Below are 24603 nucleotides of genomic sequence, written 5' to 3' on the forward strand. Positions count from 1 at the left end.
ACGCTGCCGTGATGACGAGCTGAGTACTGGACGACGAGCTGAGTGCTGAATGAGTGCCCCTGACCCCGCGCCGGAGTCCGCCGGAGAGACCCCTGAGCGCACCGTGCCCACCGGCACCCGCCTGTTCTTCCACGCCGTTGCGGCCATTGTGCGGCCCAGCCTCAATCTGGCCGTGGGCAAGACCTGGCGGGGTGCCGACCAGTTGCCCGACGGCGGATTCATCGGTGTGGCCAACCACGTCACTGAGCTGGACCCGCTCGCCGTCGCCCACGCGGTCTATCGCACCGGCAGGACACCGCATTTCTTGGCCAAGGACTCGCTGTTCCGGGTCCGGGGCCTGGGCGGGGTGCTGCGGGGGCTGCGGCAGGTGCCGGTGGCCCGTGGCACCCGCGACGGCGGCGCCTCGCTGGAGGCGGCGCATGAGGTGCTGCGGTTCGGCGGTGCGGTGCTGGTCTACCCCGAAGGTACTCTCACCCGGGATCCGCAGATGTGGCCGATGCGCAGCAAGACCGGGGCGGCACGGCTGGCGCTGAAGACCGGCTATCCGCTGGTGCCGATCACGCAATGGGGAGTACACGAGCTGCTCGGCCGCTATGCGAAGCTGCCGCGGCCCTTTCCGCGCAAGCACTACACGCTGCAGTTCGGTGAGGCGATCGACCTCTCGGACCTGCGCCAGAGACCAGTCAGCCGCACCACGCTGCAGGCGGCCACCACTCGGATCGAGGAGGCGCTGACCGCCGGTGTGGCGGCGCTGCGCGGTGAAGAGCCTCCGGAGCAGATCTGGGATCCCGCCGAGGATGCCTATGTACCGCGGCGTCATGATGCGGGGAGCACTCCGGGTTCCGGGCAGGCTTCCGAGACATCGCAGGCCCCACAGGCTCCGCAGGCCCGGCAGGCCCCGGATGCACAGGAGGGCAGTGACTGATGACCCTGCCTGATCCCGGTCTGATCGCCCCCCGTCGTATCGCCGTGCTCGGCGCGGGAAGCTGGGGCACCACGTTCGCGAAGATCCTCGGTGATTCCGCCGAAGCCTCCTCCGTGCCCACCCAGATCGTCCTGTGGGCGCGCCGTGACGAGGTCGCCGAGGAGATCCGCACCCAGCACACCAACAGCACCTACCTGGGGCAGTTGCCCCTGCCGCAGAACGTCACCGCGCAGACGGACCTGACGGAGGTCGTCACCGAAGCTGAGGTCGTCGTCCTCGCCGTACCGGCACAGTCCCTGCGCGAGCACCTGCGCACCATACGCGGGGCCACCGCCGAGGACGCCGTCTTCGTCTCGCTCATCAAAGGCCTCGAACGCGGCACCTATATGCGGATGTCTGAGGTCATCGCCGAGGAGCTGGCAGTCAGCCCCGCGCAGATCGCCGTGGTCTCGGGGCCGAACCTGGCCATGGAGATTGCGCGGGGGGAGCCGACGGCCTCCGTGGTGGCCTCAGCGGATGAATCCACTGCTGAGCGGATCACGGCGATGTGCAGCACCGGTTACTTCCGGCCGTACACCAACGGTGATGTCATCGGTGTGGAGCTGGCCGGCATCGTGAAGAACGTGATCGCCCTGGCCGTCGGGTTCTGCGACGGCCAGGATCTGGGGGACAACTCCAAAGCCTCGGTGATCACCCGCGGACTGGCGGAGACCCGTCGGCTCACCGCGGCCCTGGGCGGCGAGGTGGAGACGCTGGCGGGTCTGGCCGGTCTGGGTGATGTGGTCGCCACCTGTGCCTCTCCGCTCTCGCGCAACCGCAGCGCCGGACGTCTGCTGGGCACCGGGCTGACTGCGGAGCAGACCGCGCAGGAGATGACTCAGACGGCCGAAGGCATGAAGTCCGCCTCAGCCGTGGTGGATCTGGCTCGGCGCCACGGTGTGGAGATGCCGATCGCCGAGGCCGTCGTCGCCGTCCTGGACGGTGCGCTGCCGGTGGAGCGGCTGGCCAAGCTGCTGCTCGCCCGAGACCTCAAATCTGAAGGGAAGTGACCACTGTGTCTGCTGAACGTCTGCGTGTCCTGGTCCTCTACGGCGGTCAGTCCTCCGAGCATGCGGTCTCCTGCGTCACCGCCGCCGGTGTCCTGGGTGCGGCGGATGCCGAGCGGTTCGAGATGCTGCCGGTGGGCATCACCCGTGACGGACAGTGGACCGTGCCCACCACGGATCCCCGCACCTACGCCTTCTCCGCCGAGGGTGCGATGCCCGAGGTGACCGCCGGGGAGACCCGTGTGGTGCTGCACCCCGGCTCGGCCGGTACAGCCGAGCGCGGTGCGCAGATGCTGGAGGTCGCCGCCGATGGGTCCACGCGGTCTCTGGGGCATGTCGATGTCGTCTTTCCGCTGCTGCACGGACCCTTCGGGGAGGACGGCAGCATCCAAGGGCTGCTCGAGGCCTGCGGAGTTCCCTATGTCGGGGCGGGGATCCTGGCCTCAGCGGTGGGAATGGATAAGCACTTCATGAAGGTCGCCTTCGCCGCTGCCGGTCTGCGGGTCGGCGACTTCGAGACGATCACCGGGCGTCAGTGGCGGCAGGACCCTGCCGCAGCCATCGAGCGGGTGCATCGGTTGAATCTTCCGGTGTTCGTCAAACCGGCCCGCGGCGGCTCCTCGGTGGGCATCACCCGAGTCGACGACTGGTCGGAGCTCGAACAGGCGATCGACCAGGCCCGCGAGCATGACCCGAAGCTTGTGATCGAAGAGGGCATCGACGGCCGTGAGATCGAGTGCGCGGTGCTGGGCGGACGGGACGGGGCCGCCCCCCGGGCCTCGTTGCCGGGTGAGATCGATGTCCACGACGGCGGGGAGTCTCACCAGTTCTACGACTTCACCGCCAAGTACACCGACGGCACCGCCGCGGACCTCTCCTGCCCGGCGGACCTGCCGGAGCAGGTGCTTGAGGAGGTGCGGCGCCAGGCCGTCATCGGCTTCGAAGCCGTCGACGCCGAGGGCATCTCCCGAGTGGACTTCTTCGTCACCGCCGAGGGCGAGCCGATCATCAACGAGATCAACACGATGCCCGGCTTCACTCCGATCAGCATGTACCCGCAGATGTGGCAGGCCTCCGGGCTCAGCTACCCGGATCTGATCACCGAGCTGATCATGTTGGCCGCGGAGCGCAGCACCGGGCTGCGCTGAGGCACACGTACAGCCTTCTTTAGGTGCATACTCAGCCCTCTGACGTGCACTCGCGGGTCTGCTCGATGTTCTCGGCCGCACTGGCCAGGGCGACCATCGCCGTGGAGGAGGCCACCCGCTCGATGTCCAGGGTGACTTCGATTGCCGGTTCGCGGCCGTAGCTGATCAGCTGCCAGTCCTCCTCGCGTTCGATCGCCAGCCAGTCCACCCCTTCGGCTGTGACACAGTGCTCTGTGGAGGGCCCCGGCGGTTCTGCCCCGCAGCGCACCACTACCGCGCTGGGTTCGCCGTAGGCGGCCGTGGCCTGGGAGGTGGTCTCGCGGAGCTCGAACTCAGCGATCTCCTCGGGCAGGCCCAGCATCACCTCGGCGCAGTCCGGATCTGCTGCGTGCGGTGCCGCCTCGACGGTGGCCGTGGAGCCGCATCCTGTGACGAGTGCAACAGTCGTCACACCGAGCAGCGCCCACAGGCTGCGCCGTGACGTGCGGGTCGGCGATGCATAGGTCAGCGGTGCACGGGTCAGTGAGCGGGTGCGCGGGGCAGGCATGGCTCCAGGGTAGTGGAGGGTGATCTGGCCTGAAGTCCCCGGGGTCTGTGTGACCATGGCCTATCCTAGTGGCCAGGCCTGAGCCTGCCCTGTGCTGCGGCGTGCTCGGGAGGAACGAGCCTGTCCGGTGGGAGGAGACCCATGGCGAGTCATGACGCGCATGAGTATTACGAGGACGATGCTCCGCGCCGCGGGGGGCGGCGGCGTCGCGGTGGTTGCATCGTCCTGATCATCGCGGCGGTGCTGGTCATCGGTGCCCTGGTGGCTGCGGGTCTGTATCTGACCTCGATCGGCCGTTCCTTCGATCAGCAGTCCGAGAAGTTCGACGACTCGTTCCCCGATGAGCAGAACCGCCCCGAGGACGATGACGCGACGAACATCCTGCTCCTGGGCTCGGACTCTGGTGGTGGGTCTGGCGAGAACGAGGACCTGCCGATGGTGCCCAACAGCGGGCGCTCGGACACCATGATGCTCATCCACATCCCCGAAGACGGCGATGATGTGCAGCTGATGTCGATCATGCGTGACACCTGGGTCGAGATCCCGGGCCACGGCGAGCACAAGATCAACGCCGCATTGTCCCTGGGCGGGGTGCCGCTGACGGTGGAGACGGTGGAATCGCTGTTCGATGTCCGCGTTGATCACGTCGCCGCCATCGACCTGGAAGGCTTCACCGGACTGGTGGACACGCTCGACGGCGTGACCGTGGATTCTCCGGCAGCCTTCGAGACCAATGACTACTCCTTCGCCGAGGGGGAGCAGGAGTTGGATTCCGATCAGGCGATGCAGTTCGTCCGAGAGCGCTACTCCTTCGACGACGGGGACTTCCAGCGTGTGCGCAACCAGCAGGCCTTCATGGAGGGTGTGATGGATGAGGTGCTGACCCCGTCGAACCTCGCCAACCCGGCGCGAGTCCAGGATCTCGTCGATGACCTCGCCCCGTACATCACCGTTGACGACACGCTGGACTCCTGGGAACTGGCCCAGATGGGCTGGCATCTGCGCAGTGTGCGCTCCGGTGACGTCACCATGTTCACGCTGCCGGTGGACGGCTTCGGCCGCTCCGGCGACGGCCAATCCATTCTGCTGCGTGATGACACGGCCATCGAGGAGATCGGTGAGGCGATGCGTGAGGACCGCCTGCAGGAGTACGTGGAGGACAACGATCTCTGAGCATCGGATCGGCGCCTCTGGTGCGCCTCTGAGATGCGTCACGGACCGCTGAGGAGGGTTCGGTCTTGGCCAAGCGACGCTTCCGCGGCCGTGCTGCGATGCTGCGGTGGTTCGATCTCGGCACCGAGGTGCTGCACACCCATCGGGCCACGCTGAACCGGCTCAACGTCTTCCCGGTTCCCGATTCCGACACCGGTGACAATATGCTCGCCACAGCCCAGGCCACCCGCACCGCGGTGGAGGCGGCCGACTCCGAGGACTTCGGTGACCTGCTCGGACTCGCCGGTGCCGAGGCGATGGTCCAGGCGCGCGGCAATTCGGGCACATTGCTCGCAGTGCTGCTGACCGGCCTGTCCGGTCCGCTGCGCGGCGCCGACCGGCTGACGCTGCCGAGTTTCGCCGCGGCGTTGGACGCGGCCTCGGTGCGGGCCTGGTCTGCGCTCTCGGGCCCGGTGGCCGGAACGATGCTCTCGGTGATCGATGCGGTCCGTGACTTCGTCGCCCAGCGTGCTGCTGAGGTGCAGGAGCCCTCCAGCTATCTGGCGTTGGAGGCCGCCCTGCCGGAGGTGGTCGCCCAGGCCCGGCGAGCGGTGGAGCAGACGGAGTTCCAGCTTCCGGCGCTGCGCACCGCCGCCGTCGTCGATTCCGGAGGTGCTGGCCTGCTGCTGGTCTTCGATGCGCTGCGTGCCGCAGTGCGCGTCGAGGAGGTCGATGAGACGCTGCTCGACGGGCTGCATGGGGTCGCTGCACGTGATGGGGCAGACCCCGCGGCAGGAGCGCAGGCGGGGTCGGAGGCCGGCAGCGTCGAGTCCTCGGCCGAACCGGTCGGTGACGCGGATGTCTCGGGGATGGTCGAGCTGATGGCCACTGTCCGTCTAGATCCGCTGGGTGCCGCCGGGATCCGGCATACCCTCGACGAGCTCGGTGATTCGGTGATCGTGACCCCGGTGGAAGCCGAACCCGACGGCGCGGGCACCTACCGGTGGCGCATCCACGTCCATACTGATGCACCCGATACCGCCCGTGCCGCCCTGGCCGCAGCAGGTCAGGTCGAGGACAGCGGGGTCAGCCCCCTGCACACCGGCGGGGTCAGGCCGTGACCGTCGGCACCGTCGGCCCGGAGACGGCGCTCACCACGGTGCTCGGAGGGCCCTCGGCGCAGAAACTCGCCGAGGCCCTGGGCATTTTCACTGCGGGGGAGCTGCTGGACCACTTGCCCCGCCGCTGGGTGGAGTACGGCCGGCTCTCCACGCTCAGTGAGCTGCGCGAGGACGAGCATGTCAGCTTCGTTGCGCGGGTTCGCAGCACCAGCAAGCGCCGGATGCAGCGGCGCCGGGGTTTCCTCACCGAAGTCGTGGTCGAGGACGACGCTGAGGGCACGCTGCAGATGGCGTTCTTCCAGGGCCACCAGGCCCACCGCGAGCTGACCGCGGGCACTCTGGCGACCTTCCACGGCAAAGTCGGCAGCTACCGGGGGCGGCTGACTCTGAACAATCCGAAGTACGCGGTGCTGACCCCGGTGGCTGAAGACATCGGCGCCGCTGAGGAGCAGGCCGCCGTCGCCGGGCTCTACGCCAGTCTGCGCGAAGGCCCGACGCCGCTCTATCCGGCCAACGCCCAGATCACCTCCTGGCAGATCGAATCTGCGGTGGAGACGGTGCTGCGCGTGGCCGAGCTCAGCGCCTGGCCGGATCCGGTGCCGGCGGAGGTGCTGCTCAGCGAGGGTGCGCCGTCGCTGGCGGAGGCCTACGAGCTGGTCCACCGGCCCGAGACGATGGAGGACACCCGCCGTGGGCTGCACGGGCTGCGCCTTCACGAGGCCTATCTGCTCAACGCCCTGATCGCCCGACGCCGCGCCGAGGCCGGCCGGGGGGAGGCTGTGCCCCGGGCGGCGAAGTTCTCAGGCCTGTTGGAAGCCTTCGATGAGCAGCTGATCTTCACACCCACCCGGGGGCAGCACGCCGCCGGGCAGCTGATCGCTGAGGACCTGGCCCGAGAGACGCCGATGAACCGGCTGCTGCAGGGTGAGGTCGGTTCCGGCAAGACGCTGGTGGCGCTGCGGGCCATGCTGCAGGTCGTCGACGCCGGGGGACAGGCAGCCCTGATCGCCCCGACCGAGGTGCTGGCGGCTCAGCATCTGCGCTCGCTGCAGGGTCTGCTGGGTGGTCTCGTCGAGGGTGACCTGTTCACCACCGGCACGGCGGAGGCGGAGCTGGCCGGTGTGCGGCTGACGCTGCTCACCGGTTCTGCGAGCACGGCGGAGCGCAAACAGACGCTGCTGGACATCGCCTCCGGTCAGGCGGGGATCGTGGTCGGTACTCATGCGCTGCTCGGTGAGCAGGTGCAGTTCGCGGATCTGGGGCTGGTCGTCGTCGATGAGCAGCACCGCTTCGGTGTCGAACAGCGTGATGCGCTGCGCCACCGTGACGCCCAGGTGCCGCATATGCTCGTGATGTCAGCGACGCCGATCCCGCGCTCGGTGGCGATGACGGTGTTCGGGGACTTGGAACTCACCGTGCTCGAAGGCCTCCCCGGTGGTCGGCAGCCCATCGAGACCCACGTCGCGCAGATGACGCGGGGCCCGCGGGTCATCGGGCGGGTCTGGGAGCGGCTGGCCGAGGAGGTCGCCGCCGGTCGTCAGGGCTATGTGGTCTGCCCCAAGATCACCGAGTCTGATCGGCGTGAGGATCCGCAGAGCGGCGTCGCGGTCGAGCAGGACGCCTCGGTGGAGATGATCGGGCAGAAGCTCGCCGAGCACCCGCTGATCGGTCGGCTGCGCCTGGGCACACTGCACGGGCGTATGGAATCCGCGGAGAAGGAACGGGTGATGACCGCCTTCGAGGGTGGAGAGATCGACGTGCTCATCTCCACCACGGTCATCGAAGTCGGCGTCGACGTCCCCAACGCGACGTTCATGGCGGTGCTCGACGCCGATGCCTTCGGCATGTCCACGCTGCATCAGCTGCGCGGACGCATCGGCCGGGGCGCGGAGGCCAGCGTGTGCCTGCTGGTGACCCGGCTGCCCGATGACCACCCCTCCCTGGAGCGGATCAGGGAGGTCGCTGAGCACACCGATGGCATGGTCCTGGCCCGGTTGGACCTTCAGCGGCGCCGGGAGGGCGATGTCCTCGGCGCCTCCCAGGCCGGGGCGCGCTCCAGTCTGCAGCTGCTGCGGATCCTGCGTGATGAGGATCTGATCCTCCGGACCGCGGAGCATCTGCGCCAGCTCACTGAGCAGGATCCCCAATGGCACCGGCATCCGCAGCTTCGTGCCGCCGTGGAGGCCTGGACGGCGGAGAACGACGACGCCGGGGACTTCGTCACCCGAGGTTAGGAGCCCAGCTATGGCCCGCATCATCTCCGGCACCCACCGGGGCCGCCGTCTGGCCGCCGTCCCCGGCGATGGCACTCGGCCCACCAGCGACCGGGTCAAAGAGTCCCTGTTCTCCCGGTTGGAGGGCTACGACGCCCTGGTCGATGCCGTCGTCGTCGACGCCTATGCCGGTTCTGGGGCTTTGGGGTTCGAGGCCCTGAGCCGCGGGGCGCGGTTGCTGGAGGTGCTGGATCGGGCGGAGGCGGCGGTGAAGGCGTTGCGCCGCAACGCCGCCCTGTTCCCAGCCGAGACGGTCAGTGTCCAGAAGACGGAGGCGCTGAAGTATCTGCGCCACCGGGAGGGCGAACCCATCGAGCTGCTGTTCCTCGACCCGCCCTATGGTCTCTCGGAGCGTGAGCTGGCCGCGGTGCTCACCGCGGCCGCCCCCCAGCTGCACCCGGCCGCGACGATCGTGGTGGAGCGCGACGCCGCCGCCCCGGAACCAACCTGGCCCCACGGGGTGACCGGTTTCCACGACAAGACCTACGGGAGCACGCGGATCTGGTTGGCCGAACCGCAATGAAACCTCCCCGGCGCCTATCGGGCGCTAGAGAGGTCTCCGCTCGCTCGGCCGCTCGCTCGGCCGTTCGCTCAGCCGCGTGCCCAACCGTGGAGGTCCTCGCCGCTGAGCACCTCGCCGGGGTGCGGGCCGCGGGCCCAGAGGGTGTCGACGGCCTGCTCGACCATCGCGTCTCCGGGGCAGGCCACAAGCACCAGATTGCCCTCAGCTTCGGCGGAGATCACATCGGCGGGGGCGCTGAGGATCAGATGGTCCCAGCGGTGCTGCATCTGTTCCGCCACCATGCTCACCAGGCTCCGGGCGAAGTCCATCGGAGGGTCATCACCGAGGTTCATCAACACCAGTCCCTCCGGGCTGGCCTCCAGCAGCGAGCTCAGGAACTGCGGTGAGGTGAGCGAGGCCGGCGCCTCCGCGGAGTTGAACAGGTCGACGATCACCACGTCGAAGCGCTCTGCGGCCAGTGCGCCGCCCTCGTCGAGCACCTCGGCCGCGTCGGCAACGACCTGCCGCGGCGGACGGTCCATGGGCAGGTGCTCCAGCACGAACCCCATCAGCTCCGGGACGAGGTCCACGGCGACCTGCTCGGCCTGCGGACGGTGATGGTCGATCCAGCGGGGCAGCGTCAGCGCCCCGGCGCCCAGATGCAGCACCTTCGGGCGGGGGTGCGGTGCCAGGGTCTCCAGCGCGGCAGCCATCCGCAGGGTGTAGTCATGGAGCAGAAAGTCTGGGTCCTCCGGGTCCACATGGGACTGCTCCGCGCCGTCGAGGAACAGCACCATGCCGCGGTCGGTGAGACCGTCGGGCTCCAACCGGATGCGTCCGGCCGCCGCATTGCGCCTCACGCCGGACGGTGGTCCAGTGCCGCCGGCAGCCGCTGAGCCAGACGGTCCATGGCGGCCTCGATCGTCTCGTGACGTTTGCAGAAGGCGAACCGCACCAGGTTCTGCAGCTCATCCTGCGGGTTCGCCCGATGCTGCACGGTCAGCGAGGACACCGGGATCGCCGCGACGCCGACCTCTTCGACCAGCATCCGGCAGAACTCCACATCACCGATGTCGGTGAGCCCGCGGATATCGGCGACGATGAAATACCCGGCCTCGGCGTGGTTCGGACGCAGCCCCGCGGCCTCGAGGCCGGCGTAGAGGAGGTCCCGGCCGGCCTGCAGCCCTGCCACGTTCTCCGCGTAGAAGCCACGGTCGTCGGCGAGCCCGGTGGCGACCGCCCACTGATATGCGGGGCCGGAGCAGAAGCTCAGGAACTGCTTGATCCCCAGCACCTGGTTGACCAGCTCCGCCCGCCCGGTCACCCAGCCCACCTTCCACCCGGTCAGGGAGAAGGATTTGCCGGCCGAGCCGATGGCCACGGCCACCTCGTCCGCTCCGGGGATGGTGAGGATGGGGCGGTGCGGTTCGGCGGCGTCGTCGAAGACCAGCTGTTCATAGACGCCGTCGCACATGATCTTCACGTCGTGGCGGCGGGCCAGTTCCACGATCCGGCGCAGCTCCTCGGTGCTGAACACCGTGCCGGTGGGGTTATGCGGAGTATTGAGCAGGATCAGCGAGGTCCGCTCAGTGATGGCGGCTTCCAGGGCGTCGATATCGGGACGGAAGTCAGGTCCGCGCAGTGGCACCCCCACCAACTCGGCGCCGGCGATGGCGGTCACAGCGCCGTAGGAGTCGTAGTGCGGCTCGAAGGTCAGTACCTGGGTCCCCGGGGCTGCGAAGGCGAGGATAGAAGCGGTGATCGCCTCTGTGGCGCCGGTGGTGACCAGCACCTCTGAGGTCGGATCCAGCTCGATGCCCCAGCGGCGCTGCTGATCAGCGGCGATCGCTTCGCGCAGCGCCGGAAGTCCCGGTCCCGGAGGGTACTGGTTTCCCGGCCCCTGCTGCGGATCGGTGATGGCCGCGGCGGCGGTCTCCAGCATCCACTGGGGGCCCTCATGGTCGGTGAAGCCCTGGCCCAGGTTCAGCGCCTCGTGGCGCAGCGCGGCGGCCGTGGTGCGCTCGTAGATGGTCGGAGTCACCCGGCCGGAGGCGAAGTCATAGGTGTTGGCACCCACTGCCGCCTTCGTCCAGAGCTGCCGGTGATCCAACGGCACCCGCGAGGGGGCAGACGGCGCGGCCACGGTGGCGTCGTCGGGCGGAAGGTTCGAAGACGGGCCGGAGGAGGGGCGGGAGTGCTGGGACGAAGACATGTCCACCATCGTAAACAGTGCGGCTCTGTCAGCACGGACCCTCGGTGCGGGCTGTCGCCGGGGCGTGGAGCTGTGCAGTAGTGTCCTGTATATGCAGTCCGCAGTGTGCCCCGGCTCTTTCGACCCGCTCCACAACGGCCATGTGGAGGTCATCGCACGCGCCTCCAACCTCTTCGACGAGGTCATCGTAGCCGTCTCGGCGAATATGCATAAGTCTCCGATGTTCCCCTTGGAGGAACGGATCGCCATGGCCCAGGAGACCTTCTCCTATTTCCGCGGGATCACCGTCAAGCCGCTGGGGGAGGGACTGCTGACGGAGTTCTGCAAAGCCCAGGGCGCCAACGCCGTCGTCAAGGGTCTTCGCGGGCCGCAGGATCTGGAGTACGAACGCCCGATGGCGACGATGAACCGGCACCTCTCCGGCCTGGAGACCATCTACCTGCAGGCTGACGGACGGTACACGCATCTGTCCTCCACACTGATCAAAGAAGTCCATAGCCTCGGCGGCGACGTCTCCGAGATGGTGCCGCGCGCGGTGTACCGCCGTCTGCTGGAACAGCGAGGCTGATGCTCTACTGCCGCCCTGATCTGCCAGCTTCTGCCAGTGTCTTCACGCGAGTGTCCATCTGCCAGTGTCCGTCCATCTGAGGAGATCTCCATGAAACCGATCACCAAGGCTGTCATCCCGGCGGCCGGTCTGGGTACCCGCTTTCTGCCTGCCACCAAGGCTATGCCCAAGGAGATGCTGCCGGTCGTCGATGAACCGGCCATCCAGTACGTCGTCGCCGAAGCCTCTCAGGCGGGGCTGGACGACATCCTGATGATCACCGGGCGCAATAAGCGCGCCCTGGAAGACCACTTCGACCGGGTGCCCGCGCTGGAGGCGATGCTGGAGGCCAAGGGGGATCAGGACAAGCTCACCGCCATCCAGCGTGCCACGGACCTCGGAGAGATCCACTATCTGCGTCAGGGAGATCCCAAGGGGCTCGGCCACGCCGTGCTGTGCGCCCGCCAGCACGTCGGTGCTGAGCCCTTCGCCGTGCTGCTCGGCGATGACATCATCGATGCTCGCGACGAGCTCCTCTCCACCATGCTGCGCACTCAGCAGGAGCTGGGTGGCTCGGTCATCGGTGTCATGGAGGTCCCGCAGGAGAACATCAGCGCATACGGAGTGGTGGACACCGGAGGGGACCCGGCCGATGAGGACGTGGTGCCGGTGGCCGGTCTGGTGGAGAAGCCCCCGGCCGAGGAGGCGCCGTCGAACCTGGCGATCATCGGACGCTATGTGCTCCACCCGGCGATCTTCGAGGAGCTCGAGCGCACGGAACCCGGTCGCGGCGGGGAGGTCCAGCTCACCGATGCACTGCAGCAGATGGCCTCCAAGCCGGTCGAGGAGGGTGGTGGAGTCCACGCTGTGGTGTTCCGTGGCCGACGCTACGACACCGGGGATAAGCTCAGCTATATCCAGGCGGTGGTGACCCTGGCTGTGGACCGTGAGGACCTCGGACCGGACCTGCGCAGCTGGCTCAAGGAGTTCGTCGCCGGACTCGACTGACAGGGCCGCCGCGATAGCCTTCGAGATAGCCGTTGAGACACGCTTTGACACACCCGCAGCGCCGAAGATTCGCCAGCTCTCGGTGTGGTGGGCTAGACTGACACGTCGGTCCAGACCTGAGTCTGCTCTGGATCCGGTTCGTCGAACGCAGGGAGTGAACACCGTGACTGCTCAGCAGGGCGGCGAGCTGTCCGTCGAGGTCAAAGAGCTCCGGGGTCACCCCGGTGCGCAGGAGACCTTTGCCCGGACAGTCCCGGTGCCCACGGAGTTCTCCACTGTGCTGATCGGTCTGCCTGAGGGTGAGGACCTGGAACTGGATCTGCGTCTGGAATCGGTGCACGAAGGTGTGCTGGTGACCGGTACCGCTGCCGCCCGCGCGGCGGGCCAGTGTGCACGGTGCCTCGATGAGCTGTCCTATCCGCTCACCGTGGATGTGATGCAGCTGTTCACCTACCCGGAGCGTGCCGAGCCAGGTGCGGACGAGGAGGACGAGCGTTTCGTCTCCGAGGACCTCGCCATCGAGTTGGAGCCGATGCTGCGAGACCTGATGGTCTCGGCGTTGCCGTTCCAGCCGGTCTGCCGTGAGGACTGCCCGGGGTTGTGCTCCCAGTGCGGATTCCGCCTGGAGGATGACCCGCAGCACGCGCATGAGCAGATCGACCCCCGCTGGGCCGCCCTGGCGGGCCTCGCCGAGGATCTTGAGGGATCTGAGGACGAGGACGGCCCCAGAGGCTGACCCAAGGGCTTTTCCAGCCCTCATAAGCCCGATACGACCTGCCCGCAAACGAGAGAGAAGAGAGACACCGTGGCTGTTCCGAAGCGGAAGAAGTCCCGTGCCAACACCCGTCACCGCCGTTCCCAGTGGAAGGCCCAGGCGCCGACCCTGGTGAAGACGGTGGAGAACGGCCGTGTCGTCTACAGCCAGCCGCACCAGGCCAAGCTGGTCACCGACTCGGCCGGTACGCCGCTGTTCTACGAGTACAAGGGCCGCAAGGTCGCCGACGCCTGATCTCCGCACTGAGGAGATGACGCAGGAGACGACGGCGGACCATCAGACGCTGACGAAGAGTCTCGGGGTGCATATCGCCCCCGAGACTCTTCGTCTTGCCCTGACGCACCGGTCCTATTCCTACGAGAACGACGGGATCCCCACCAACGAGCGCCTGGAGTTCCTCGGTGACTCGGTGCTGGGATATTCGGTCACCGACTATCTCTACGCCCAGTACCCCGCACACAGTGAGGGCGACTTGGCGAAGCTGCGTGCGGCGCTGGTCTCCACGCGCGCGCTGGCGCGCATCGCCCGTTCCTTGGAGATCGGCCCCCACATCATGCTCGGTGCCGGTGAGCTGCGCACCGGCGGCCGCGACAAGGACTCGATCCTCGCGGACACGATGGAGGCGCTGATCGGTGCGGCCTACCTCTCCACCTCGCTGGAGACGGCGCGACGTTTCGTGCTGCGCCAGGTGGTGCCCCTGCTCTCGGACCGTCAGGCCATGAACGCCGGACGCGACTGGAAGACCACCGTCCAGGAGATCGCCGCCGCCCGTGAGCTCGGAGACATCCGGTATCTGATCGAGGACTCCGGGCCGGATCACGATAAGACCTTCGCCGCCACCCTGACGGTGGGTGGGCGTCGGTACTCCACCGGCGTCGGCAAGTCCAAGAAGGATGCCGAGCGGGAGGCGGCGCGTCTCAGCGTGGAGACGCTGGACCCAGACCCTGGTATGTATCCGGGCACTGGTGTCTCCGATGCCTGAGCTGCCCGAAGTCGAGGTCGTGCGCCGCGGACTCCAGGACTGGGCCGCTGGGCGGCTCATCGAGAAGGTCACGATCCTCGATCCCCGGAGCCTGCGTCGGCACCAGGCCGGGCCTGAAGATCTCATCCGGCGGCTGACCGGGGCTCGTCTGATGTCCCCGCAACGACGGGGGAAGTACCTCTGGATCCCTGTCGAGAGCGCGGACTCCGATGCCGCGGGGACAGCGCTGATGATCCACCTGGGTATGAGCGGCCAAGTACTGATGGAAGATGCCGCAGCTCCGCGGGAGAAGCACCTCAAGGCCGTGCTCGAGCTCAGTGCCGCCGCCGAGACGCCCGCTCAGCTGCGCTTCGTCGATCAGCGGATCTTCGGGGGACTCCAGCTCTCGCCGCTGGTGACCTCTGACCATCCCTCCGGCACTGTGCCGCAGGCGGGTGCCCACATCGGCCCGGACCCGCTGGAGCCGTATGTCGAGGCGGAGTGGCTCTTTCGGGCCCTGCGACGGCGTCGTACCGGGCTGAAGCGCGCGCTGCTCGATCAGAACCTGGTCTCCGGCATCGGCAACATCTACGCCGATGAGGCGCTCTGGGCGGCCCGGCTGCACTTCGCCCGCCGTACCGAGACGATCACACGGCGTCAGACCACGGATCTGCTGAATGCTGTTCGCGAGGTCATGAACGCCGCCTTGGCTGCCGGCGGCACCAGTTTTGACTCCCTCTATGTCCACGTCAACGGGGCATCGGGGTACTTCGACCGCTCTCTGAACGTGTACGGACGTTCCGGCGATCCCTGCCGGCGGTGTGGCACCCCCATCGTGCGCGAGCGTTTCATGAACCGGTCGAGCTACTTCTGCCCGGCCTGCCAGCGAAAACGCTAGCCAGGCGGTCGCGTCAAGCGGACCACGAGCAATCGTCCGACCTCTGTCATGATGGCTTGTCACTCAGTTCAGTTGAGATGTCGACGCCAAGACGGGTCGTTTGCCCAGCCTTGAGGCACGCCCGTCCCGCGCAGGTTCATCGCAGGCCGGGTCCACCATGTGGTTTTCCCGGCCCTTCGTGCTCCTGCTCAGGCCAGACTCTCGCCGTAGAACGCTGCGATCCGATCGAAGGGGATCAGGTCCGTGCGGTCGTAGAGGTCGATGTGGCGGGCTCCGGGGACGATGACAAGCTCGCTGGGGCCGAGGGCCTGGGCGTGGACGTCGTCGCTGAAGTAGCGGGAGTGGGCCTCCTCCCCGGTGACCAGCAGGATCGGGCGCGGGGCGATGTCGTCGAGGTGACGCAGCGCGCCGAAGTTGATGTGCGCGGGCCAGCTGGTTGTGGTGAACCCGCCAACCGCCCGGGGATGGTGACCGCGCTCGGTGCCGTAGAACTCGAAAAACTCGCTGCTGACCGGGTCAAGCCCCTCGGGGATCTCGGTGACCGGTTCTTCGGGAAAGGCACGGATGACCTCCGCCTCGCCGGAGTCCACGTCCTTCCACCGCTGTTGCGAGAACGCCTCGATGTTCTTGCGGCGCTCCTCGTCGGTGGCGGAGTGCTCCCAACCGTCATGGTTGACGCCGCTGATGTCGTACATAGCCGAGGTGACCACGGCCTTGATACGGGAATCGACCTGGGCGGCGGACAGGGCGAAGCCGCCGGAGCCGCAGATCCCGAGCGCGCCGATCCTCTGTCGGTTCACGTAGCCGAGGGTGCCGAGGAAGTCGACACCGGCGCTGAAGTCCTCAGCGAAGATCTCCGGTGATGTGACCCGGCGAACTTCCCCGCCGGATTCACCGTTGAACGACGGGTCGAAGGCGACGGCGACGAGCCCGCGCTTCGCGAGCTGGTTGGCGTAGACTCCGGGGGCCTGCTCCTTGACCGCACTGTGCGGCGGGCCGATCACCACCGCCGCGTGCTGCGCGGATTCGTCCAGAACCTTGGGGCGGTCGAGGTCTGCTGCGATCTCGATGCCGTACCTGTTCTGGTAGCGGACCGGGGTGCGGGAAACCGCTGGGTCGAGCTCGAAGCGGTAGCCTCCGTCGTGCGGTGCTGTCATGAGGTGTTCTCCTTGGTTCTTGATGAGCTGGGTCACGGAACATTGTGGCCGGCGGCCTGGATGAGGGCGTACCACTCGCTCCGGGACAGCGGGATGTCGGATCCTGCGGCGGCGTCGGCCACGCGCCGCGGCGTCGTCGTGCCGAGCACGACTTGCATCCCGGCGGGATGGCGGGTGATCCAGGCGACGGCGATCGCGATCGGCTCGACTCCGTACTGAGCGGCCAGGCGCTTCAGCTCGGTGTTCAGCTCCGGGTAGTCGGGCGAGTCGAAGAACACGCCGTCCTGGAAGCCTTTCTGGAACGGCGACCACGCTTGCAGGGTGATCTTGTTGATGCGGGCGTAGTCGACGAGCCCGCCGCCGTCGCGGGTGATCGAGTCATCGAACCCTGTCATGTTCGACGACAGGCCCTGCGCGATGAGCGTGGAGTGGGTGATCGACAGCTGCACCTGGTTGGCAACGATCGGCTGCGTCACCGCGGTCTTCAGCAATTCAATCTGGCGGGGCGTGTGGTTGGAGACACCGAAGGCGCGGACCTTGCCGGAGGACTGGAGGTGGTCGAAGGCACGGGCGACCTCCTCGGGCTCGACCAGTGCGTCGGGGCGGTGCAGCAGGAGCACGTCGAGGTAGTCGGTCCCCAGCGCCTTGAGCGATCTCTCGGCGGAGGAAACGATGTGCTCGTAGGACTGGTCGTAACCCCACGGGTCGGCGACGATGCTCGTCTTGGTCTGCAGGATGATCTGCTCGCGCTCGGCAGGGCGCAGCCGCAGGGCCTCGGCAAAGCGGCGCTCGCACAGGTGCGGGCCGCCGCCGGGGTGATTGAAGCCGTAGAGGTCAGCGTGGTCGAAGAAGTCGATGCCGGCCTCGCGGGCACTCGCGTAGAGGGCGCGGATCTGCTCGTCAGTGTCGCCGGCGATGCGCATCATATCGGTGATGACGTTAGGGACCTCTTGGCCAGTGGTTCCGAGGGGGGACGGTCTTCATGGTGTCCTTTCGTGGGGTGTTCATGGTCTCGGGTCGTATCGGGGTATGCGGTCGTCGTCGGTCTCATTCGTCAGCACTCACAGCGACCCGTCCGGGCCCTCGCCGTCGGTGCACGAGGTCAGCGCAATCGGGACGAGCAGGGCTCCGGTCATGAAAGCTGCGCTGCAGCTGGAGCTCCTTCCCCTGTCGCACACCCCGGGCCGTCTCAGGTGCGGCATTGACGTCGTCTGTCTGGTTGCGACGGCCGCCATTCTTCTCTCCGCACATGTCCTCGAATGCCTCAGTCAGGGTGAGCTGCGAGAGTGGCTATACGTCCCGCCCGGCCTGTTTCTCCCAGACGGTGGCGAGCGACGCCGCGGTGGCGCGCCGTTGGACTGCGCTCACTCGGCTGGGCCTCCGACGAAGGTCCTGTACTCGCCGCGTTCGCTATGCAGGGAGAAGATACGCTCGGCGAGGGCGTCAGGCTCGTGGTCGGGCTCTCCGCCGCCGATGCCCCGTGGGATGATCAGCTGCGCGATGTGGATCTGCTCGGAGGCGAGGGCATCATGGAGCATCTGGCCGTAGGCGGATTCGCCGGCAAAGGCGACTGAGGTCCCGGCGACGCCGCCGCTCGGAGTGACCGCGCTGCCGCCGTTGATGAGCAGGACTGTTCCGCGACCCAGGTCGCGCATTCCGGGCAGGACGTGCTGGACAGCGGCGACCGGTCCGTACAGGGACTGCTCGACCGGACCGACGAGGTCCTCGGCGGTGGTCTCGAGCACCGGCTTCATGAACTCTTTGGCCGGAACAGGGCTGTACTGCAGGACCTCGATCGGGCCCAGGTCGGCGGCTGCAGAGTCGAGGGCAGCGCGCAGCGACTGCGGGTCGCGGGCGTTGGCTGCGTAGCCGCGGGCGATCACGTCCTCGGCCGCGAGCTCAACGGCGAGGGCATCGACGTTGCCCTGTGTCCGCGAGATCAGCGCGACGGAGAAGCCTTCGCGGCCGAAGCGGCGGGCAGTGGCGATACCGAGTCCGGACCCGGCTCCGACGATGGCGATGGTGCTCATGATGGTTTTCCTTCCTCAATGGGTGTGTTGCGCCTTGTGGGTGGAGGGCACCCGGGTTGCATGGCTACTCCTGCCAGGACGGGTGTCTGGGGCTCCGTCCTGCGACACCGATCAGGCACGCTTCCCATGGCGGCTCACCGCGTCAACCGTACGGGGGTCGAGCCTGGGATGGGAGTCCCTTCGAGTACCACTATTGAACGGGCTTCCCGCGCGACGGGAGGGCGTGGTGCCAGGTGTGCCGTCGCAGGCATGCTGATCATGGTGTTCGGGATCGGGATGATCGTGGGCCCGCGCTGATGACGGCAGTGCTGATGACCATCACGTTCGCCACCACCGGCGTCTCAGCTGATGCCGACGGTCTGGCCGCCGTCGACGACGAGGGCGTGGCCGATGGCGAAGCCGCCGAGATCGGAGCAGAGCCAGAGGACGGCTGAGGCGATCTCCTCGGGCCTGCCCATGCGCCCGATCGGCTCCTGGGCGATGACGCGGGCGCGTCCCTCCGGGGTGCCGCCGGAGAAGCGGCCCATCATCGGGGTCTCGATGATGCCGGGGCAGATCGCGTTGATCCGGATGCCCTCGGAGGCGACCTCCAGGGCGGCGGACTTGGTCATGCCGATGACGCCGTGCTTGGTGGCGGCGTAGGCGGCCTGGCCGCTGATGCCGACGACGCCTGCGCCCGAGGAGAGATTGATGATTGCTCCGCCGTCGCCGGACTGCCGGATGGCGGGGATTTCGTGTTTCATCGAGAGGAAGGTGCCGACGAGGTTCACGGCGACGATCCGATTCCAGTCCTCCTCGGTGGTCTCGGCAAGCGGTGTCGGTGCCTGCTCCACGCCGGCGTTGTTCACGGCGAAGTCCAGCCGTCCGAGCTCCTGGACGGTCGAGGACACGGCTACTGCGATCGCGCTGCTGTCGGAGACATCGGCGACGACGGTGTGGGCGCGTCGGCCGGTCTCTCGGACCAGGCGAGCTGTCTCCTTCAGATCGTCCTCGCCGATCGAGACCAGGGCGACGTCGGCCCCGGCCTCGGCGAATGCCAGTGCAGTGGAGCGGCCGATTCCGACGCCGGATCCGGTGATGAGGGCGACTTTTCCGGTGAAGTCAGTGGTGGTCATGACGGTGTCCTTTCAACGGGCTGGTCTGGACGCTGGGCGGAGTCAAAGGGTGAGCATGACCTGGGTGGCGCGTCGCTTGGCCATCGCCGCGTACCCCTCGGCCGTCTGTGAGCTCCTTGATCCTCGCGACCCCGGCGTCGCCGCGCTCCTCAACGACGTCCGTGGTCCCGAACTCCCGGGCTAGGGACTGCCGGTCGGCTCGACGATCCGCAGGTTCTGCCGGTCGGTCACGTCGATCTTGCCGGGACGTGCATGATCACGGTGCGCATGATCTTCTCCTTCTGCGTCGTCGTTCGGTGGTCACCCTTCGATGGGACCATTCATCCGAAGTTTGCGGGAGTCCTCGCCGATGGTGGTACCGGGAAGCACTCCCACGGCCTGGTCTTCCCGTTTACCGTTGTACATATGGACAATCGAGCCGAGGCCCGCAAGTTCCTGACCTCGCGGCGAGAGAAGATCACCCCGGATCAGGCCGGGCTGCCCGGGGGCCCGAATCGGAAGGTCAAGGGGCTGCGCCGCACGGAGGTCGCGGTGCTGGCCGGCATCAGCGTCGAGTACTACACCAAGCTCGAGCGCGGCCAGATCAGCGGGGCGTCCCCGGAGATCCTGGACGCACTGGCCAAGGCGCTGCAGCTCGACGATGCCGAACGTGCACACCTGTTCGACCTCGCCCAGGCAGCCAGCCCGGTCGGGCGGCCGCCCAAGCGGCGCGCGTCGACGCGCTGGTCGGCCGGACCGGGCCTGCAGTGGGCCCTGGACGGTTTCACGGCCGGTCCGGCGTTCGTTCGGAACGGCCGCATGGACCTGCTCACAGTCAACCCGCTGGCCCGCGCGTTCTACACCGAGCTGTACGACATGCCCGGTCCGGTGCCGAACATTGCCCGCCACGCCTTCCTCGACGAGCGTGCCTGCCGGTTCTACCCCGACTGGGACGGCTTCGCCGACATCACGGTCGCCATCCTGCGCACCGAGGCCGCCCGCGACCCGCACAACAAGGAGCTCCACGACCTCATCGGCGAACTGTCCACCCGCAGCGACGAGTTCCGCCGCCGCTGGAGCAAGCACGACGTCCGGCACCACGGTTCCGGCTTCAAGATCTTCCGCCACCCGGTCGTCGGCGAGATGACTCTGGCCTACGAGGGCATGGATATGGAGGCCGAGCACGGACTGACCTTCACCGTCTACACCGCCGAGCCGGGCTCGAAGTCAGAGGAGGCGATGCGGCTGCTCGCTTCCTGGGCCGCCAGCGAACGCCTCGACTCGGAAGACGCGGCCGACCAGTCCACGGACGCTCGCGGGAAGTGACGCGCATGCTGGACGACGTCCCGAGCCGCGCTGGAGCTCGCACCGGAAGCCCCGTCCCGTGACCACACCATCGGCATCACCACCTACGGCGCGTCGGCAGGCCAGCCCGACAAGGGCGTGCCGATCACGGACCCCCGACGAGAAGCGCCGCCTGATCGCGCCGATCTTTCGTGGGCTCGAGCAGATGGGCGGCTGAACCAACGCGTCCGCGGAGAACATCGACGCTTGGCCCCAGGGGCCCATTGGTCGAGGTTGTGTTTGAGGAGGACGGCGCGCTATAAATCCTGGTGGGGACCAGCGTCTGACGATTAAGCAGCGCGTTGCCGCTCGCAGGCATCTCCTTCTCCAGGCCCAGGCAGGCAGGATGCCTAGTCGCGCGGGTGCTGTCTGACCAGCCCAGCGTGCCGGTTGAATGTCATGACGGTCGAGTGCTCATGGCTGATCGGGTGGAGCCTTGGTCCATCAAGGTTGGTCCATGACCATCCGAACAACCCTCGATTTGCGTGAACGCGCCATCCGAACACTCCCCGCACATCAATGTCACAAACGTCAGGAGTCGGGGTACTTCGACCGCTCTCTGAACGTGTACGGACGTTCTGGCGATCCCTGTCGGCGGTGTGGCGCCCCCATCGTGCGCGAGCGTTTCATGAACCGGTCGAGCTACTTCTGCCCGGCCTGTCAGCGCAGCCCTCGCTGAGCCCGGCCTGTTCCCGCAGCTCGCGGAGGCGGTAGGCGCGGACCTCGGCGAGCACCCGCTCCTTGTGCGCCTCGACGCGCTTCCGGTCCACGGGGTGCTCAGCGAGGAAGTCCTTCAGGGTCGTGGTCATCCCGTTCGCTACTGAAACCGCAGGTCACGACAGCATGACGGCTGAATCCGCAGGTTGCCCGACTCTTATTTCCGGGTCCCTGACGATCAGGAACGTGCCGCATGACCTCCCTCCCATCTCCTGTGCTTTCGCCGACGCGCTCCACCACTGCTGCCCCGCAGTCCCCATCCGGTCCATCAGGGGGCCACTCAGGAGATCGGCGAAGGGCCGCGGTCCGAGCGCTTGCACTCGACGAGCTGCTCCACTGCCGCCCCGTCGCGCGTCAGGTGGACCTCGAGGATCCCGGCGCGGGCCAGGGGCTCAAGTGTCCGCATGGATGGGATGACGTCTCCGCGCTCCAGCCGGGCTACGCGAGCCTGCGTCCATCCGAGAACTTTGGCGAGCCCGGTCTGGCTCAGGCCCTGCTCAGCGCGGTGCCTGACCACCACGACGCTGACGGCACCGGCCAGCCGCAGTCGATCCGCCTCGGCCGCGTACGCCGGGTCCACCGCGCGGCGTTCACGGACGACCTCGTCGTGGGACTTCAGATCGGAGAGCCTCATGTCAGGGACGCCTCGCGGTCCGCAGGCGGCAGCGCGCTCATCAGCGGGTGTGCAGCAGGCTCTGCGGTCTCATGCTTCATACAGAGCAATCCTGCCATCTATGGAACGGGGACAATAGGAGCCAAGGCCAGAGAACGTCAGGTATCAGGTTAAGAACTCGTCTGGGAGACGGACGCTGCTCAGGCCGAGTTCGAGCGGGTCCGCAGCGGCGACTGAACGTCCTTCGTGACCCGGGTTCTGGCATTTAGCCCTTCGGCGGGTGCGGGTCCTTCTTGCCTACTGTGTCAGTATTGCGGATCTGGTTGTTGTCCTTCCGGTGATCTCGGACTTCACCCCCGCCGCTCCGTGCGGCGTATCCGCGCGCAGCATCGTGGGCGGCCGCTTGGGTGTCGAACCGTCCGGCGGTGCGAGAAGCTCCCGCACGTTTCGCGCTCCAGTCGTCAGTGTTTTTGTTGTATTGAACGTCGTAGTCGGCCATGTCGAGCTCCTTCGTGATGAGTTGAGGTTCGTGTCCTGATCCTCGCACGAAGCACTGACATTCGAGCGTCCCACAGAAATCTCTTGTCAGAGACCCCATGAGGAACATCTGCTGTCACCACGTGGATGCTGTGTGACCTTGTGAAACGTGACGTCTGAGGCTTCTCCGTACATTGCTGTCCCAAACGTACGGAGTCGGGCTATTTCGCCCGGATCATGAATGCCTTCGGTCTTGCGGGCCGGCCCTGTGCACGTGTTGCGGGTCGCCGGTCGTGTGGGAGAAGTTCATGAACCGGTTGAGCCACCCCTGCTCAGCCTGTCGGCGCCGATGATCCCCTTAGGGCATCCATGCCAGGGCGTGGATGGACTTCTCGAGTCCCACCGCGAAGGACTCGGCCACCGATGAATCTACGCGATCCAGTGACAGGTAGGGGTTGAGGTCCTCGAGTTCGACCAGCAGCAGCCCGCCGGTGCGGGTGCGGCAGGCATCGACACGCTGGACGCCGTGCTCGATGTCGTTCCAGTCGATAAATCCCTGCGCGAAGGCGAGGTCCTCATCGTTGGGCTCGTACGGCTGCAGGTCCCACCTGCGGGCAGGGTCCGGTGTATACAGGGCGTAGTGGAAGTCGTGGTCGACGAAGTAGAAGGAGACCTCGTACTCGAAGTCGATGCGCGGCTGGACTAGGAGGCCGTCCCAGTCGAGCTCGGTGAGTTCCTCGCGTTTGAGGTAGCGCAGTCCCACGGAGTCTGCCCCGAACTTGGGCTTGACGGCGTACTTAGAGGCCGAAGGCAGCCGGTGCAGGTCGCTCGGGGTTTCGATCGTCGGAGTCACCGGATATCCCTTGCTGTACAGGTCAAGGAGGTACTGCTTGCCAGCCATGTCCGCTTTTCCGCTCAGCTGGGTGAGCACCTTCGCCCCGGTGGCTTTCGCGTGCTCCACGAACGCGGCGTAGTCCTCGGGGTAGTGGATCACAGGACCGCTGTTGCGGACCAGAACCACGTCGAAGCCGTCCATCAGCGATACGGCGTCGCCGGGATGGCACAGGGCGATGTCGAAGCTCCTGCGGAGCCTGGTGGAGAGGGCGATGTCTTCGTCGCAGTAGCGCCGTCCACGAGCCGAATAGGCCAGGTCGGTCACGTAGAGCACCCGTGGACGCCGTGCTGCGTTCGCGCTCACGCCGCGGCTGGCGCGGCCCACCTCCACGTCCTGCAGGATGGTGAAGCGGTCCCCGGCGGCGGGAGTGGTCATGATCGGCTCGTTTCGTTGATGGGTGCGATGTCGGCTAGGAGGTTCGCGGTGAAGCCGGGAATGGGAATGGTCTCGACCGCTAGGGTCGTTTCCACGCGCTGGATCCCTTCGACCGGCCAGATCTTCTCGACTAGGAGCCTGCGCAGGTCGGTGAGGTCGGCGACCCGAGCTCGAACCAGCAGGTCGGTCGTTCCGGTCACGATCGAGATCTCCTCGATCCGATCCACCTCGCGCAGCCGGGTCACGATGTTCTCAATGTGCTGGGTCTTGTCAGTGAGCAGCGCGATCTGAGCGAGTGTCGGAAGGCCCAGCTTCGCCCAGTCGATGTCGACGGCGAACCGACGAATGATGCCCCGTTCGGTGAGCCGGTTGATGCGGTCGGCAACAGATGGGCCGGAGAGCCCGACGGCGTCGGCAAGGCTCCGCAGCGAGGCGCGCCCGTCCTGGTCGAGCAGCTGGAGCAGTCGGGCGTCGACTGCGTCGAGTGTCTCGTTCACAACGTTTCTGCTCCTCTGCTCTGAGCCTGAGTTCCGGGTAGCTCTGCGGTCGTATGCGAAGGACTCAAACAGCGCAGATCACCTAGTAACAATGCGATGAAGAGCTATCTTCCTTTGATTATCAAGGCTAATTACGAACTTTACCATGATTTGCAAGAACGTTGAAGCTGTTGACGCTCCACCTCCGGCCGCGCTCCCATCCTGTCCGCCGCAGCGGCCTGCTCGAGCAGCTGCGCCGGCTCTATGTGGCCCTCCCGGCACCCAAAGAGCGAGGTTTCAAGATCGGTGA

27 protein-coding genes and 1 pseudogene are annotated in these 24603 nt (G+C 67.1%); 16 read left to right on the plus strand and 12 right to left on the minus strand.

Features of this window, described 5'->3' with window-relative positions; all coding sequences use genetic code 11:
• Positions 1 to 49: 49 nt before the first annotated feature.
• From RIL96_RS03005 to RIL96_RS03015, 3 genes are read left to right on the plus strand one after another with little or no spacing between them, the layout of a single operon-like run.
• Positions 50 to 925 carry a lysophospholipid acyltransferase family protein gene (locus RIL96_RS03005; RefSeq protein ID WP_310547523.1) on the plus strand — a complete coding sequence of 292 codons (876 nt, stop codon included), beginning with the start codon at positions 50 to 52 and terminating at the stop codon, positions 923 to 925.
• A complete protein-coding gene (locus RIL96_RS03010) occupies positions 925 to 1974 on the plus strand; it encodes an NAD(P)H-dependent glycerol-3-phosphate dehydrogenase (protein WP_310547524.1) in 1050 nt (349 codons plus the stop codon). Before RIL96_RS03005 ends, RIL96_RS03010 begins: the two co-directional genes overlap by 1 nt.
• Before the next feature lie 5 nt (positions 1975 to 1979).
• Positions 1980 to 3119 carry a D-alanine--D-alanine ligase family protein gene (locus RIL96_RS03015; RefSeq protein ID WP_310547525.1) on the plus strand — a complete coding sequence of 380 codons (1140 nt, stop codon included), beginning with the start codon at positions 1980 to 1982 and terminating at the stop codon, positions 3117 to 3119.
• A gap of 31 nt (positions 3120 to 3150) precedes the next feature.
• Here the strand turns inward: RIL96_RS03015 and RIL96_RS03020 are convergent, their stop codons facing one another.
• Complete coding sequence (locus RIL96_RS03020) at positions 3151 to 3666, minus strand: DUF3515 family protein (protein WP_310547526.1); 516 nt, start codon at positions 3664 to 3666, stop codon at positions 3151 to 3153.
• A 141-nt stretch (positions 3667 to 3807) separates the two neighbouring features.
• On the opposite strand from RIL96_RS03020, the gene RIL96_RS03025 reads away from it, so the two are divergent.
• The 4 genes from RIL96_RS03025 (at position 3808) to rsmD (ending at position 8735) form a co-directional block, all read left to right on the plus strand.
• The gene (locus tag RIL96_RS03025) at positions 3808 to 4839 is read left to right on the plus strand and encodes an LCP family protein (RefSeq protein WP_310547527.1); all 1032 of its coding nucleotides are present in this window, start codon (positions 3808 to 3810) and stop codon (positions 4837 to 4839) included.
• A 65-nt stretch (positions 4840 to 4904) separates the two neighbouring features.
• Positions 4905 to 5939, plus strand: a complete 1035-nt coding sequence (locus RIL96_RS03030; RefSeq protein WP_310547528.1) for a DAK2 domain-containing protein — start codon at positions 4905 to 4907, stop codon at positions 5937 to 5939.
• Positions 5936 to 8173 (plus strand): ATP-dependent DNA helicase RecG, encoded by a 2238-nt coding sequence (locus RIL96_RS03035; RefSeq protein ID WP_310547529.1) that lies wholly within the window; start codon positions 5936 to 5938, stop codon positions 8171 to 8173. The genes RIL96_RS03030 and RIL96_RS03035 overlap by 4 nt, the downstream gene beginning before the upstream one ends.
• Positions 8174 to 8183: 10 nt before the next feature.
• The gene (rsmD, locus tag RIL96_RS03040) at positions 8184 to 8735 is read left to right on the plus strand and encodes a 16S rRNA (guanine(966)-N(2))-methyltransferase RsmD (protein WP_310547530.1); all 552 of its coding nucleotides are present in this window, start codon (positions 8184 to 8186) and stop codon (positions 8733 to 8735) included.
• Between the two features lie 68 nt (positions 8736 to 8803).
• On the opposite strand, the gene RIL96_RS03045 is transcribed toward rsmD, so the two are convergent.
• Both RIL96_RS03045 and RIL96_RS03050 read right to left on the minus strand, forming a co-directional pair.
• A complete protein-coding gene (locus tag RIL96_RS03045) occupies positions 8804 to 9574 on the minus strand; it encodes a spermidine synthase (protein ID WP_310547531.1) in 771 nt (256 codons plus the stop codon).
• A complete protein-coding gene (locus tag RIL96_RS03050) occupies positions 9571 to 10926 on the minus strand; it encodes an aminotransferase class I/II-fold pyridoxal phosphate-dependent enzyme (protein ID WP_310547532.1) in 1356 nt (451 codons plus the stop codon). The genes RIL96_RS03045 and RIL96_RS03050 overlap by 4 nt, the downstream gene beginning before the upstream one ends.
• 91 nt (positions 10927 to 11017) lie before the next feature.
• Between RIL96_RS03050 and coaD the strand changes: the two genes are divergently transcribed.
• From coaD to mutM, 6 genes are all read left to right on the plus strand, one after another.
• On the plus strand, positions 11018 to 11494 hold the full coding sequence (gene coaD, locus RIL96_RS03055) for a pantetheine-phosphate adenylyltransferase (protein WP_310547533.1): 477 nt from the start codon (positions 11018 to 11020) through the stop codon (positions 11492 to 11494).
• A gap of 90 nt (positions 11495 to 11584) precedes the next feature.
• The gene (gene galU, locus RIL96_RS03060; protein WP_310547534.1) at positions 11585 to 12481 is read left to right on the plus strand and encodes a UTP--glucose-1-phosphate uridylyltransferase GalU; all 897 of its coding nucleotides are present in this window, start codon (positions 11585 to 11587) and stop codon (positions 12479 to 12481) included.
• A gap of 163 nt (positions 12482 to 12644) precedes the next feature.
• Entirely contained in the window at positions 12645 to 13217 is a 573-nt protein-coding gene (locus RIL96_RS03065; protein ID WP_310547535.1) for a YceD family protein, read from the plus strand.
• Between the two features lie 69 nt (positions 13218 to 13286).
• Positions 13287 to 13490, plus strand: a complete 204-nt coding sequence (rpmF, locus tag RIL96_RS03070; protein WP_070161041.1) for a 50S ribosomal protein L32 — start codon at positions 13287 to 13289, stop codon at positions 13488 to 13490.
• A gap of 16 nt (positions 13491 to 13506) precedes the next feature.
• Positions 13507 to 14238: a ribonuclease III gene (rnc, locus tag RIL96_RS03075; protein ID WP_310547536.1), complete on the plus strand. Its 732-nt coding sequence runs from the start codon at positions 13507 to 13509 to the stop codon at positions 14236 to 14238.
• Positions 14231 to 15115 (plus strand): bifunctional DNA-formamidopyrimidine glycosylase/DNA-(apurinic or apyrimidinic site) lyase, encoded by an 885-nt coding sequence (gene mutM / locus RIL96_RS03080; protein WP_310547537.1) that lies wholly within the window; start codon positions 14231 to 14233, stop codon positions 15113 to 15115. The genes rnc and mutM overlap by 8 nt, the downstream gene beginning before the upstream one ends.
• 188 nt (positions 15116 to 15303) lie before the next feature.
• Here the strand turns inward: mutM and RIL96_RS03085 are convergent, their stop codons facing one another.
• From RIL96_RS03085 to RIL96_RS03100, 4 genes are all read right to left on the minus strand, one after another.
• A complete protein-coding gene (locus tag RIL96_RS03085) occupies positions 15304 to 16272 on the minus strand; it encodes an alpha/beta hydrolase (RefSeq protein WP_310547538.1) in 969 nt (322 codons plus the stop codon).
• A gap of 32 nt (positions 16273 to 16304) precedes the next feature.
• The gene (locus RIL96_RS03090; protein ID WP_310547708.1) at positions 16305 to 17195 is read right to left on the minus strand and encodes an aldo/keto reductase; all 891 of its coding nucleotides are present in this window, start codon (positions 17193 to 17195) and stop codon (positions 16305 to 16307) included.
• Between the two features lie 441 nt (positions 17196 to 17636).
• Positions 17637 to 18302, minus strand: a complete 666-nt coding sequence (locus RIL96_RS03095) for an SDR family NAD(P)-dependent oxidoreductase (protein ID WP_310547539.1) — start codon at positions 18300 to 18302, stop codon at positions 17637 to 17639.
• A gap of 341 nt (positions 18303 to 18643) precedes the next feature.
• Entirely contained in the window at positions 18644 to 19417 is a 774-nt protein-coding gene (locus RIL96_RS03100; RefSeq protein ID WP_310547540.1) for an SDR family NAD(P)-dependent oxidoreductase, read from the minus strand.
• Between the two features lie 49 nt (positions 19418 to 19466).
• Between RIL96_RS03100 and RIL96_RS03105 the strand changes: the two genes are divergently transcribed.
• From RIL96_RS03105 to RIL96_RS03115, 3 genes and pseudogenes are all read left to right on the plus strand, one after another.
• Positions 19467 to 19601, plus strand: a complete 135-nt coding sequence (locus tag RIL96_RS03105) for a hypothetical protein (RefSeq protein ID WP_310547541.1) — start codon at positions 19467 to 19469, stop codon at positions 19599 to 19601.
• Positions 19602 to 19822: 221 nt separating this feature from the next.
• Positions 19823 to 20722: a helix-turn-helix transcriptional regulator gene (locus RIL96_RS03110; protein WP_310547709.1), complete on the plus strand. Its 900-nt coding sequence runs from the start codon at positions 19823 to 19825 to the stop codon at positions 20720 to 20722.
• Between the two features lie 553 nt (positions 20723 to 21275).
• A pseudogene (locus RIL96_RS03115) lies at positions 21276 to 21419 on the plus strand (zinc finger domain-containing protein); the annotation flags it as partial.
• On the opposite strand, the gene RIL96_RS03120 reads toward RIL96_RS03115, so the two are convergent.
• The 5 genes from RIL96_RS03120 to RIL96_RS03140 form a co-directional block, all read right to left on the minus strand.
• Complete coding sequence (locus RIL96_RS03120) at positions 21367 to 21549, minus strand: hypothetical protein (RefSeq protein ID WP_310547542.1); 183 nt, start codon at positions 21547 to 21549, stop codon at positions 21367 to 21369. The pseudogene RIL96_RS03115 and the gene RIL96_RS03120 sit on opposite strands and share 53 nt — an antisense overlap.
• Before the next feature lie 188 nt (positions 21550 to 21737).
• A complete protein-coding gene (locus RIL96_RS03125) occupies positions 21738 to 22091 on the minus strand; it encodes a helix-turn-helix domain-containing protein (RefSeq protein ID WP_310547543.1) in 354 nt (117 codons plus the stop codon).
• Positions 22092 to 22335: 244 nt separating this feature from the next.
• Entirely contained in the window at positions 22336 to 22569 is a 234-nt protein-coding gene (locus tag RIL96_RS03130; RefSeq protein ID WP_310547544.1) for a DUF2188 domain-containing protein, read from the minus strand.
• Positions 22570 to 22905: 336 nt separating this feature from the next.
• Positions 22906 to 23817: an ATP-grasp domain-containing protein gene (locus RIL96_RS03135; protein WP_310547545.1), complete on the minus strand. Its 912-nt coding sequence runs from the start codon at positions 23815 to 23817 to the stop codon at positions 22906 to 22908.
• The gene (locus RIL96_RS03140) at positions 23814 to 24314 is read right to left on the minus strand and encodes an Lrp/AsnC family transcriptional regulator (RefSeq protein ID WP_310547546.1); all 501 of its coding nucleotides are present in this window, start codon (positions 24312 to 24314) and stop codon (positions 23814 to 23816) included. Before RIL96_RS03140 ends, RIL96_RS03135 begins: the two co-directional genes overlap by 4 nt.
• Positions 24315 to 24603: the final 289 nt, after the last annotated feature.

It is taken from the genome of Nesterenkonia aerolata (assembly GCF_031470965.1).
In the GTDB taxonomy this organism is placed as follows: Bacteria; Actinomycetota; Actinomycetes; order Actinomycetales; family Micrococcaceae; genus Nesterenkonia; species Nesterenkonia aerolata.

Bases quoted from the DNA above. Each gene is read 5' to 3' on its own strand.
- RIL96_RS03005 (WP_310547523.1), top strand. From the start codon at position 50: ATGAGTGCCCCTGACCCCGCGCCGGAGTCCGCCGGAGAGACCCCTGAG.
- RIL96_RS03010 (WP_310547524.1), top strand. From the start codon at position 925: ATGACCCTGCCTGATCCCGGTCTGATCGCCCCCCGTCGTATCGCCGTG.
- RIL96_RS03020 (WP_310547526.1), bottom strand. From the start codon at position 3,666: ATGCCTGCCCCGCGCACCCGCTCACTGACCCGTGCACCGCTGACCTAT.
- RIL96_RS03025 (WP_310547527.1), top strand. From the start codon at position 3,808: ATGGCGAGTCATGACGCGCATGAGTATTACGAGGACGATGCTCCGCGC.
- rsmD (WP_310547530.1), top strand. From the start codon at position 8,184: ATGGCCCGCATCATCTCCGGCACCCACCGGGGCCGCCGTCTGGCCGCC.
- RIL96_RS03050 (WP_310547532.1), bottom strand. From the start codon at position 10,926: ATGTCTTCGTCCCAGCACTCCCGCCCCTCCTCCGGCCCGTCTTCGAAC.
- coaD (WP_310547533.1), top strand. From the start codon at position 11,018: ATGCAGTCCGCAGTGTGCCCCGGCTCTTTCGACCCGCTCCACAACGGC.
- galU (WP_310547534.1), top strand. From the start codon at position 11,585: ATGAAACCGATCACCAAGGCTGTCATCCCGGCGGCCGGTCTGGGTACC.
- rnc (WP_310547536.1), top strand. From the start codon at position 13,507: ATGACGCAGGAGACGACGGCGGACCATCAGACGCTGACGAAGAGTCTC.
- mutM (WP_310547537.1), top strand. From the start codon at position 14,231: ATGCCTGAGCTGCCCGAAGTCGAGGTCGTGCGCCGCGGACTCCAGGAC.
- RIL96_RS03085 (WP_310547538.1), bottom strand. From the start codon at position 16,272: ATGACAGCACCGCACGACGGAGGCTACCGCTTCGAGCTCGACCCAGCG.
- RIL96_RS03090 (WP_310547708.1), bottom strand. From the start codon at position 17,195: ATGCGCATCGCCGGCGACACTGACGAGCAGATCCGCGCCCTCTACGCG.
- RIL96_RS03095 (WP_310547539.1), bottom strand. From the start codon at position 18,302: ATGAGCACCATCGCCATCGTCGGAGCCGGGTCCGGACTCGGTATCGCC.
- RIL96_RS03100 (WP_310547540.1), bottom strand. From the start codon at position 19,417: ATGACCACCACTGACTTCACCGGAAAAGTCGCCCTCATCACCGGATCC.
- RIL96_RS03110 (WP_310547709.1), top strand. From the start codon at position 19,823: ATGGACAATCGAGCCGAGGCCCGCAAGTTCCTGACCTCGCGGCGAGAG.
- RIL96_RS03120 (WP_310547542.1), bottom strand. From the start codon at position 21,549: ATGACCACGACCCTGAAGGACTTCCTCGCTGAGCACCCCGTGGACCGG.
- RIL96_RS03125 (WP_310547543.1), bottom strand. From the start codon at position 22,091: ATGAGGCTCTCCGATCTGAAGTCCCACGACGAGGTCGTCCGTGAACGC.
- RIL96_RS03130 (WP_310547544.1), bottom strand. From the start codon at position 22,569: ATGGCCGACTACGACGTTCAATACAACAAAAACACTGACGACTGGAGC.
- RIL96_RS03135 (WP_310547545.1), bottom strand. From the start codon at position 23,817: ATGACCACTCCCGCCGCCGGGGACCGCTTCACCATCCTGCAGGACGTG.